Origin of the sequence: Pacificoceanicola algae (assembly GCF_049341065.1) — a bacterium.
Classification (GTDB): domain Bacteria; phylum Pseudomonadota; class Alphaproteobacteria; order Rhodobacterales; family Rhodobacteraceae; genus Pacificoceanicola.
Genome location: NZ_JBMPIX010000010.1, coordinates 164,829 through 175,612 on the forward strand (window position 1 = coordinate 164,829; position 10,784 = coordinate 175,612).

General features: G+C 59.3%; 9 protein-coding genes and 1 pseudogene. 8 read left to right on the forward strand and 2 right to left on the reverse strand.

Annotated features, from left to right (window positions below; translation table 11 throughout):
* Positions 1-110: 110 nt before the first annotated feature.
* The 5 genes from ACOYQJ_RS15960 to ACOYQJ_RS15980 all read left to right on the forward strand — a co-directional run bounded on the left by ACOYQJ_RS15960 (position 111) and on the right by ACOYQJ_RS15980 (position 6,361).
* The gene (locus ACOYQJ_RS15960) at positions 111-1,322 is read left to right on the forward strand and encodes a hypothetical protein (protein WP_422907036.1); all 1,212 of its coding nucleotides are present in this window, start codon (positions 111-113) and stop codon (positions 1,320-1,322) included.
* Between the two features lie 266 nt (positions 1,323-1,588).
* On the forward strand, positions 1,589-2,794 hold the full coding sequence (locus ACOYQJ_RS15965; protein ID WP_422907037.1) for a hypothetical protein: 1,206 nt from the start codon (positions 1,589-1,591) through the stop codon (positions 2,792-2,794).
* Positions 2,795-2,924: 130 nt separating this feature from the next.
* Complete coding sequence (locus ACOYQJ_RS15970) at positions 2,925-3,956, forward strand: hypothetical protein (RefSeq protein ID WP_422907038.1); 1,032 nt, start codon at positions 2,925-2,927, stop codon at positions 3,954-3,956.
* A 381-nt stretch (positions 3,957-4,337) separates the two neighbouring features.
* On the forward strand, positions 4,338-5,327 hold the full coding sequence (locus tag ACOYQJ_RS15975; protein WP_422907039.1) for a hypothetical protein: 990 nt from the start codon (positions 4,338-4,340) through the stop codon (positions 5,325-5,327).
* An 86-nt stretch (positions 5,328-5,413) separates the two neighbouring features.
* Positions 5,414-6,361: a hypothetical protein gene (locus tag ACOYQJ_RS15980; protein ID WP_422907040.1), complete on the forward strand. Its 948-nt coding sequence runs from the start codon at positions 5,414-5,416 to the stop codon at positions 6,359-6,361.
* Here the strand turns inward: ACOYQJ_RS15980 and ACOYQJ_RS15985 are convergent, their stop codons facing one another.
* Complete coding sequence (locus tag ACOYQJ_RS15985; RefSeq protein WP_422907041.1) at positions 6,362-7,282, reverse strand: hypothetical protein; 921 nt, start codon at positions 7,280-7,282, stop codon at positions 6,362-6,364.
* A 140-nt stretch (positions 7,283-7,422) separates the two neighbouring features.
* On the opposite strand from ACOYQJ_RS15985, the gene ACOYQJ_RS15990 reads away from it, so the two are divergent.
* The 3 genes from ACOYQJ_RS15990 to ACOYQJ_RS16000 all read left to right on the forward strand — a co-directional run bounded on the left by ACOYQJ_RS15990 (position 7,423) and on the right by ACOYQJ_RS16000 (position 10,041).
* Entirely contained in the window at positions 7,423-8,121 is a 699-nt protein-coding gene (locus tag ACOYQJ_RS15990) for a class I SAM-dependent methyltransferase (protein ID WP_422907042.1), read from the forward strand.
* A gap of 172 nt (positions 8,122-8,293) precedes the next feature.
* Entirely contained in the window at positions 8,294-9,133 is an 840-nt protein-coding gene (locus ACOYQJ_RS15995) for an aspartate aminotransferase family protein (protein WP_422907043.1), read from the forward strand.
* Positions 9,130-10,041 carry a GNAT family N-acetyltransferase gene (locus tag ACOYQJ_RS16000; RefSeq protein ID WP_422907044.1) on the forward strand — a complete coding sequence of 304 codons (912 nt, stop codon included), beginning with the start codon at positions 9,130-9,132 and terminating at the stop codon, positions 10,039-10,041. The genes ACOYQJ_RS15995 and ACOYQJ_RS16000 overlap by 4 nt, the downstream gene beginning before the upstream one ends.
* 629 nt (positions 10,042-10,670) lie before the next feature.
* On the opposite strand, the pseudogene ACOYQJ_RS16005 reads toward ACOYQJ_RS16000, so the two are convergent.
* Positions 10,671-10,784, reverse strand: a pseudogene (locus ACOYQJ_RS16005) (IS481 family transposase); the annotation flags it as partial.

Below are 10,784 nucleotides of genomic sequence, written 5' to 3' on the forward strand. Positions count from 1 at the left end.
GGTCCGGCCCTGACCCTAACCTTGTCCTCACGGCGCAGCGGGGGGCTGGCCGTTTTTGTTAAGGGATTTTAGCCGCCCGACCCCGCGCGGGTGGCGGGAGATTTGATTTGATGGATTTGACACGACTCGCCGCCTGCGGCCTCTGCGCGCTTGGTCTTGCCCTGCCCGCCGCCGCACAGGACACCTTCACCAGCGGGGTGACGATCTCCGACAGCAACAGCGCCGAGGCGGATCTCTTTGTTACGGACGTCAGCGTGCTGGACGGGAACACCTGCATTGGCAATGGCTGCACCAGCGCCGAGGCCTTTGGCAGTGATGTCACCCTGAAGCTGAGCGATGCGACCCCGTCGGTCACCTTTGTAGACACCTCCAGCCCGCCCTTTCCGGACCGCGACTGGAAACTGCTCGTCAATGATCCCGAGAGCGGCGGGCTTGAGCGGTTTTCGATCAAGGACGGAGAGAGCGGCAATATCCCCTTCACGGTGCAAGGAGGGGCACCGGAGAGTGCCCTTTGGGTGGGTTACAACGGCAAGATCGGGTTTGGCACCAGCCTGCCGCAGGCGGATCTGCATATCGTTCGCACCAACATCCCTACGATCCGGCTTGAGCTGGATGCTTCGGCGGTCACGCCGCGGATCTTTGATTTTTATCTCGCCGCAGGGGGCTTTGTCGTGCATGACGAGTTGGCCAACACCTTTCCGTTCCGGATCAACGCCGGGGCGCCGAGCTATGCCCTGTCGGTCTTCGACGATGGCAATATCGGGATTGGCCCCTCCTCCGCCGCCGCGCCGCTGCATGTGCAGCGTGACGATGGCACCGCTCGTGTACTGGTCGAAAACTCGTACCTCAGCGATGCCGGGGTGTCGCGCGAGATGTTCAACATGACCAACAACGGCGGATCCTATTTCACGCTCGACAACTCGGATGCGAACACGACTTGGTATTTCGTCCATGAAAACGCCGCCCCCAACCGCTTCATCATCACCGACGGGGTCAACGATGGTCCCGAGATGACGGTCAGCGCCGAGGGGGATCTGGTTATCCAAGGCCAGCTTTACACCGCCGGGTCTTGTGCGGCAGGCTGTGACCGGGTGTTCGATGAGGACTACCCGCTGCCAAGCCTGACCGAGCAGATGCGGGCGATCCGCGCGCTGGGCCATCTGCCCAACGTTGGTCCGACACCGGAGGACGGCCCGTTCAATGTGACGGCCATGACGGGCGGTATGCTGAACGAACTTGAAAAGGCCTATCTTTATATCGCTCAGCAGGATGCGCGCATCGCAAGGCTCGAGGCGCTGGTCGAAACGCTGGCAGGGCGCTGAGCCCGCAAATATTTGACAGAGCGGAACTTTGTCCTGTTAACTTTTCCCACCCGCCTTCGGGGGAGGCGGAAATTGAGATCTATTATTGTCGCGTCAACCCCCATGCGTATAGGGCGGTCTGTTAGCCGCGTTTGGTACCCCGCGATTTGCAAGGCGGGCCAGTCATTCACCAGGACCAAACCCGCCTGCGCGCGGCACGGTGATTTGTACAATGCTTTTGTTCTTGGAAATTCTTCATTTTCAACTTCAGGGGGGAGGAAATTTCAATGTCTTGCATTCTAATGCGTATCTGCGCCGCGACGGGCGCAGTCGCGCTTGGCGCCGCCGCGCCCGTCGCGGCGCAGAACCTCATCAATCAAAACACAACGATACTCAGCAATCTTTGCGTGGGGTCGGCATGCGCCTCGACCGAGACCTATGCCGAGCCGGTGCAGGAATCGATCGTGCGGATCTCTAACAACCGCGTCCGGATCGAAATGGTCGACGGTTCGAACCCGAACGGCGACTTTCCGACCAACGACTGGTCGATCTTCACCAATGATCCCGACCAGTTCGGCCAAAGTTATTTCGCCGTATCAGATGACGAGACCGGCCGAATCCCGTTCCGGATCGACGCTGGCGCGCCAACCAATTCGCTGTTCGTCAGCGACACCGGAAGGCTGGGGCTGGGAACAAGCACGCCGACAACCACACTGCATATTGAAGACGGGTCGTTGGCCGCCATGCGGCTACACCGCAACCCAATGCGCGGCTTCCCCGATGCCGACTGGAGGCTTGATGTCGGCGGCACAGGGCTGTTCTTCACCGATCTGGCCCAAGGCACCGCAGTGATGGTTCTGGAAAACGGCGCGCCCCCGAGCGCGCTGCGGGTCCGCCAGAACGGCAATGTCGGTCTGGGTTTTTCGGCACCAACGGCTGCGCTGCATGTGCGCCGCGTCGACGGCACCGCGTCGGTTCTGGTCGAGAACGCCAGCGGTAGCCCATCGGCGGCGCGCGAGATGTTCAAGATGGCGAACAATGGCGGGTCCTACTTCACGCTCGACAACACCCAGTCCGGCACGACCTGGTATTTTGTGCACGAAAACGCCGCGCCCAACCGTTTCATCATCGCTGACGGGGTCAATGATGGACCAGAGTTGACGGTCAGCGCCGATGGCGATCTGGAAATTCAGGGCCAGCTGTTCACCGCTGGGTCTTGCGTGACGGGCTGCGACCGGGTTTTCGACGAAGACTACCCCTTGCCAACGATCCCGGAACAGGCCGCGATGATGCGGGCCAACAAGCATCTGCCCAACGTCGGCCCCACCCCCGAGGACGGCCCCTTCAACGTCTCCACCATGACAACCGGTATGCTGAACGAATTGGAAAAAGCGCATCTTTATATCGCCCAGTTGTACGCGGAAAACGCCGCGCAGGAGGCCCGTATTGCCCGGCTCGAGGCGCAGTTGGCAACGCTGGCAGCAGGTCGCTAGAAACATTGCATTGACAGGGCCCGAGACGCCATTAACCTTTTCCAGCGGCCTGCTGGGACGGCAGGGCGTAATTTTAGAAAACATTTTTTGGCGTCAGGCCCCTGAAAGGCTGACGCGTGGGAGACCAGTTATGTTGTCAGTTTTTCGCACCACTGCCGTGCTGATTGCCGCGGCCTGCGCCACTCCGGCCTTGGCTCAGACCACCAACCACCCCGCCGATGTCAACATCGCAGGCACCCTTGCTGTCGGGGTCGAACCTAACGGGGACCTATGGGTCGCCGATGATGCTACCATCGATGGCAGTATCTGCATTGGGAACAGCTGTTCCAATGCGCCCGGTGGAGAAGTCTTCGCCAACGATGAAACAATGCGGTTCCAGTACACTCAGCTTTCGATCCAGTTCAACGACACCTCCAGCTCCACCTCGCCCAACAACGACTGGACTTTGCGTGTCAATGATCCCAACTCTCGGGCCTCCGGGGGGATTGATCGGTTTTCGATCGAGGATGACACGTCAGGGACAACACCGTTTACCATCGCTGCGGGCGTGCCGGACAACGCCTTCTGGCTCGCCAGTTCGGGCCTCGGGCTTGGCACGTCACTGCCCACGGCCAGTATGCACATTGTCGGAAGTGATCCGCGCATCCTGATCGAACAAAGCGGCACAACGGCTGTTCGTGAAATGTTCAACATGACGAACAACGGCGGCTCCTACTTTACCTTGGACAACACCGATAGCGGGACAACTTGGTACTTCGTGCACGAGAATGCGTCGCCCAACCGGTTCATTATCACCGATGGTGTCGCGGATGGCCCCGAGATGACCCTGACCGCCGATGGCGACATCACCATTCCCGGAAATTTCATTTCTGGCGCCACCACGCTGAACGTGCCTGACTATGTCTTTGCCGACGCATATCCTCTGCGCCCGCTGTCCGAAGTCGCTGAGTTCGTGAGCGCAAACCGCCATCTGCCCGATGTGCCCTCGGCCGCCGATATCGCGAAGGACGGTCTGGATCTGACGGACATGCAGATGACCTTGCTCAAGAAGGTCGAAGAACTGACGCTGTACACGCTGGAACAGCAGGACAGGATTGCTGCGCAGGATGCGCAGATCGCGGAACTTCGCGGTCTTGTCGAGCAGTTGGTTCAGACGCGCTAAATCCCGCAGGCGGTCGATCATACCAGTTGGATGAATGTGGCATATGCAACGAAGAATGCCAGTCAGAGCGAACCGGCAGCGGGGAAGCCAAGTCGGGATGATTGGAAGAAGGGTAGGGATATTCCTACCCTTCCTGCTTAATCCGCGATTTCAGTTCGGAAATGTGTTAAGATGGTGTATACGGGGTTGTAGCAAATTTTGCCTGCCAGCTTTTGGCAAACCAAATGACTTTTCGGGAGAACGCTTATGGGCAATGTCGCCAAAAAATCTTTTTTGTTTACGGCAACCGCCTTTTGTATGATGGCCGGAGCCGCCAGCGCGCAAAATCTTATCACCAGCAACACCACGATCCACAGCAGCCTTTGTGTCGGTTTCGATTGTGTGACCACTGAATCCTACGGCTCGGACACGGTGCGGCTCAAGGAAAACAATCTGCGGATCCATTTCGACGACACCTCGACCTCTGGCAGCTTTCCAAATCAGGATTGGCGGATCGAGGTCAACTCGAACGCCAGTGGTGGCGGTGAATATTTCCGCGTTGTCGATTCAACAGCGAACCGCAACATCTTTACCCTCGAAGCCAATGCGCCAAGCAATTCACTGGTTGTTGATAGCTCCGGGCGTCTTGGTATTGGTACAGCAAACCCGGTCGTGAATTTGCACACCTCGACTGGCAATACCCCGACGCTGCGGTTGGATCAGACCACTTCGTCCGGCTTTGCCGCACAGGTTTGGGACGTGGCCGGAAACGAAACCAGCTTCTTTGTCCGCGATGCTACCAACGGGTCGACCCTGCCATTCCGGATCCGCCCAACTGCGCCAAGCCAATCTCTGGTCATCGACACGGATGGGGACGTCGGCGTCGGGACGCTGACCGCGGATGCGGCGCTGCATGTCAGGCGGTCGGGCGGGACAGCGGTCCGCCAGATGATCCTGCTTGAGAACCAAGGCGGGTCGTACATTACCCTGGAGAATACCGCGACTTCCGAGTCTTGGTATTTCACCCACGAAAACAACGCGCCCAATCGTTTCCTGATCTCCCACTCGGATGGGGGCGTTCAGATGGGTTTGGACCGCGACGGCAACATGGTCCTTTCCGGTGACTTGACCACAACGGGGTCGGTCTGCGGCTCGGGCTGTGACCGGGTGTTCGACGCGGATTATCCGCTGCCGACGATTTCGGAGCAAGCTCAGATGATGTTCTCGGAGCGCCATCTGCCGAATGTCGGCCCGACCGACGAAGAAGGCCCCTTCAACGTGACCCAGAAGGTCGCCGGCATGCTGAATGAACTGGAAAAGGCGCATATCTACATCGCCCAGCTCGAAGAGCGTCTGGCCGCCGTCGAAACTCGTTTGACCGTGGAACATTAAGCCGGACTTCTATTGGTAACACCCTTGACAGGCCCCGCTTTGGCGGGGCCTTTTGCTTGTTTCACGAAGCCCTGAGCACCACGGCCATGAAAACCATTTATCTTCATATCGGACGCGGCAAGACCGGCACCACGGCCTTGCAAAAGTTCCTGTCGGACAGCCGCGAAACCCTGTTGCACGCCGGGGTCGATTACCTGTTGGCCGGGGATATGGGGCGCGGATTCGGGCACCAGCAATTTGCCAAGACCTTCATCACCGATATGCCCGACTACATGATCCCGCCCGCAAATCCCGAGGGGATCCGCGCTCAGACCGCCGCCGAAATCTGCGCCAGCGCGGCGCCTGTGATCCTGCTGAGTTCCGAGAACTTCCCTCTCGCCAATCTGGACATGCTGCGCGACTGGTTCGCGGACTTGCCTATTGCGACGCAGATCAAGGTGATCTTTTTCGTACGCTCACAGGACGAGCTGGCGGAATCCGAGTATAACCAGATGGTCAAGCTCAAGCGCGAAACCCGGTCTTTGGCGGCCTATGCCGCGGCACTGGAGGGGGCAGATTATGACGCCGAATGCGCAGGCTGGGCAGCGCGCTTTGGAGCTGGGAACATCCATTGCCGGGTCTATGACGGCGCGGCGGGGGATGTGATCGCACGCTTCCTGTCTTGCCTTCCGGTCGATGGGTTGCCGGATCCCGAAAGCGCGGCTTCTGACACATCAACAGATACGGCCTATGCCAATCGCTCACTGGGGGCACGAGCGCTGCTGACGGCCCGGATGCTCAACACGATCGAGATCGTGGATCGCGATGCGCTTTACCGTCGGCTCTTTGCTCAGTTCGAGGCGGATGATCTGCCCGCCGTTCTGCTGAGCGCGGAGGAGGCGCGCGCCATCCGGGCGCGCTTTGCCGCCAGCAATGCCCGTTTCAGCGCCACCTATCTGGGCCGGTATGCTGAGGATCTGGGCGGGCGGCGCTATGAAGATGCTACACGGGACAGGTTGTATCGCGCGGTTCAGGCTTTGAATATCGCGCCTTGATCACACCGGAAACGGATAGCGCCCGCCGGTGACGTCGGCCACGAAACGTTGGAAAATGGCGTTCGATCCGCTCAGCGGTTTTTTCAGGAAGGCATCAAAGACGTTGGCCTCGGCAAAGACCTGTTCGCGCTTGAACTGTTGCGGCCGCAGGTAATGCAGCAGCGCGATCTGCGCCATTTCGTCGGGGTACAAGGCGTCCGCTTTGGGGTCGTTGGGATAGTTGTAGCGCATCGGCAGCGCCCGCACCGGCAAGCCCAACTCTGCACAGGTCAGCGACAACGACACCTGCGGTGCCCACCAATCGTCCAGAATGGCGGCCACCTTTGGCCGGATCTGTAAATCGCGTTCGTGGAACTGCGCCAGATATTCGGGCGGTCCGGCGAACACCCCAAAGTTGATGTAGAACGGCGCCGCTGGCGGCGTTTCGGGCGGCATCAAGGTATAGCGATAGGGGCGCGGAATGTCCCGGCCAAGTGCTGCGCGGGCAATCTGTGGCCAATCGCGCGCCGGGTCCTTGTCCAGCCCCTCGCGCGGGAAATGATAGTGCCCAATCGTCCCAGCGAGCGCGGGATTGTCGATCAGGCTCTGCGCCAGCTGGCTTACCGGGGCCAAAACCGCAACATCTGCATCACACAGAAAGGACACGTCCGCGCCCGGGTCCACCAGATCAAAGCGCATATTGTGTTGGAGGACGTGATGAGGATTGTCGGCACCGGCCGCGTGTGCCCAATGCACCTCGATGCCCTCAAAGTAGGGTTGCCAGCGGGCGGGGATTTCTTCGACGCTGTGATCGCCGAAAACGCAGACCAGACGTGCCGCGGCCTCGGGCCCGCCCAACCGATCAAGGCACAAACGGAAAAACGCCATCTGGGAAAAGAAGCCGTCGTTCGGGCTGCCGCAAAGAAGGAATTCCAGTTTCATGTATTGTTGTCCGGGCAAAGTCCAATCGGGCGCACTATCTAGTATTCGCATCGGCAGAACAAGGTAGCCGGGCTGGCGCTTTGGACCTTCACCAGCTATAGCCTAGACAACCGCCCCCCGCACATGACGGAGCCAAACCGATGGACTGGAAAGCCTATTATGACGCCCGCGTGCCGGGGTTCGACCCGCACGACCATCTGGCGCAGGTTGGCCATACGGTGAACGGCCAACCGATCCCCGAGGACCACTTTCAGGCCCTGTTGAACCAGATCTCTGATATCCTTGATCCGGCGCCTTCGGATCGACTGCTTGACGTTTGTTGTGGCAATGGGCTGTTCACCAAACCTCTGGCGATGAAGGTCCAGATGGCCTGCGGCGTGGATATCTCCGAGGCGATGCTGGCCGTGGCGCAAGCCGACTACGCGGCGCCAAATCTGCACTATCTGCAGATGGACGCCTGCGATGTCGCTACTTTGGCCCAGCGTCCCGAAGCCCCTTTCACCCATGTCCTATTATACGGCGCCTGGCAGCATTTCACCCTCGGGACTGGCCGCGATGTGCTGGAAGCCTTGCTGAAAATCACCACGCCTGACGTGAAGATTCTGCTGGGGTTTGTGCCGGATCAGGCGCTGATGGACAATTTCTTTGACACGCCGGAACGCCGGGCCGCGCATGCGGCCTATGTGGCGGCGGGAACGGATTCCTTTGGTACATGGTGGGACCGTGATGTGCTGTCCAAGCTATGCGCAGACCTGGGCCTGTCGTGTCAGTATACAGACTTGCCGCCGCAGGTGCATGCGGCCAGCTATCGTTTCAATGCCCAGCTTGCCCGGATCTGACATCTCAAAAGCCATCGGAGGCGTTTTCGCAGAAGATGCCCCAGCGCCTTCAGCCCCTGGCCTCAGCCTTTGGGATCATTGGGGCAGGGGGGCGGCGCAGATTCTGACCTTTCGCAATGCGCGTTCGGCTTTTGCCTATTTGGTCAGGTATCTGGCGCCCCGGAATGTCTGGATGCCCGCCTATTGCTGCGCCGACATGGCGCAGGGCGCGGGTCCAAATGTCCGGTTTTATGGAAGTGACGCGCAGCTATGCCCTGACACAGAGTCGCTGAGCGCGAAAGTGCAACCCGGCGATCTGGTGCTTGGGGTGAACCACTTTGGCAGGCCGGCCGAGGCGCTGCGGCGAGTGGCGCAAAGCCGCCCGGACGTGACTTGGGTCGAAGATTGCGCGCAATGCGTCGATACGGCTGCGCCTGCCTGGGCGCCTTTGCGCATTTTCAGCCCGCGCAAGGTCATGTGCGCTGCGGATGGCGGTGTATTGATTGATCACGACGGGCGATTGCCGGTGCCTGCGCAAAGCCCTGCGGCCAGCGCGCGCCTGCGCCATGCCGGGCTTTTGCGCTCGCGCGATCCTTTGGATCAGAACAACGCGCTATGGTACGCCGCGTTCCAGCGGGCCGAGGCCGCGATGGATGTCTCAAACCATGAGATGAGCGCGCGCAGTCAGCGGCTTTTGCAGGCCACACCCCTGAGCGCCCTAAGTGATGCGCGGCGGCGCAACTACAGCCATCTGCACCAGAGCCTTGGTGCGATTGCGCTTTGGTCGGATCCGGCACCCGACTGGACGCCACTGGGCTTTCCCATACGCGTCAAGGATGCGGCCGCTCTGGGCGCCGCGCTGGCCCGCCATCGGATCTTTGCACCGCGACATTGGGCCAAGCTTGCCACCGGCACCCCGCCCGCAATCGAGGCGCAACTGTCGCGCCAGCTTCTGACCTTGTCTTGCGATCAGCGGTATGATCTGCGCGACATGGACCGGCTGATCGCCGCTGTGCAGGACTGCGCCTTATGACAGTGACCCATCCGTACAGTCGCCTGAGTTATGGTCAAAGCCTCGCGCAAGGCGATCAGATCGTGATGTCCGAAACCCTTGGCGTGCCGCTTCGGTTGCGCCGGATTCCGGGGACCGACCACCAAGACGCCAGCGGGCTCTACCCGATTTCCCCCGATCTGCGCGAAACCACCCGCGAGGCCTTGCAAAGCGAGCTTCAGGCGATGAAGGCTGTCAGCCTTGTTCTGGTCACCGACCCCTTGGCGACGCACATCCCGGATTGCTTTGATGTCAACCGCCCCTACAAACCGCATCACGTGATCGACCCTGCGATCGGCTTGCCAAAGTTTTCCAAGCATCACCGCGCCGAAGTTCGCCGCGCGAAGCGGTTGTGCGGGGTGCGCCATATTGAACTGGCAGAGCACCTTGATGGCTTTGTCCGGCTCTATGATATCCTGATCGCACGTCGTGGGCTTGGGCCTCAGCACCGCTTTGACCGCGAACATTTTGAACATCTTGCGGCACACCCCAAGGACTTCCCGACCATCGGTGCCTTTGTCGAGGATCGCCTCGTGTCGGCGCATATCTGGGTGCGGGCCGGGCAAAACGTCTATAGCCACCTCGCCGCTTCGGATCCTGAAGGTTATGCCGTGGGGGCCGCCTATTCGGTCTACGATTGCGCGATCCATGAGATTGATGGTTGTCGGATCACTCTGGGCGGTGTCCCGGACAGGCCTGAAGGGTCCGGGCCGAACACTGGGTTGGATCGCTTTAAACGCGGCTTCGCCAATACTGCGTACAGCCCACATCTGTGCGGCATCATTGCCGATCCGAACATCTATCAGGCGCTCAGCAAACCCGTGGGTGAGTCAGGCAGCGAAACAGGGTTCTTTCCGCTATACCGAAGGCTGCCGGCACATCGTTCCTGATTGGAAAGGCGTTTCCGCGTCGAACAGCTGTATTCCACACTTGCGGTACGTATCCCTATTCAAGCCTGGTAATTCGGTTGTGAATCGCCACCGTTTTAATTGAGTGACTGTGATCAGATGCTCGTTTCGGTGTATTGGCTTGCAATATCCATATACCGCTCGACTACATTCTTATTGAAACAGCCAAGGGCCTATATTTCTGTTCTCGTGGTCTGATGTTCCGTTGGCGCCGATTTTGAACTCCTGTGCTCATGGCTGATGCACTTGGACGTGGATGGAGCGTTTCCCATGCTCCAAAGGTTCGAAATCCCCAGTTCTACAGGCATCAAGCTGCATCAACGCCTGAAATTTGGGCAAGAAATATTCACGGCAACACACTGATTTCCCATTTTCGGCCAAGCTCGCCGCGGTACAGAGATCGAAGGCGCGTTATTGATGTCAAGCCGCTGTAATTGAGCCACAAAATTGAAACGCTGCGATGTAAAAATGGCGAGTGATGCAGGCCCGCGCAACCGTTTGGCGCGTGTCTTGGTGCTATCGTTCAACCCAGAAAAACATGTTTGTTTCGGCGAATTTACCGCTCTGGCCAAATCAACGCGCCAAACACTTCCATTGCCGACGGCTTGCGACTAGGTGTTCAGTCCCGGCATCTGGTGGATCGGATTTAGGATGAATCGATCTGGCTCTGATGTCCAGATTTTGCATATGTATTCGTAAGGCGTTAACCCGCTGAGTGTCTTCAA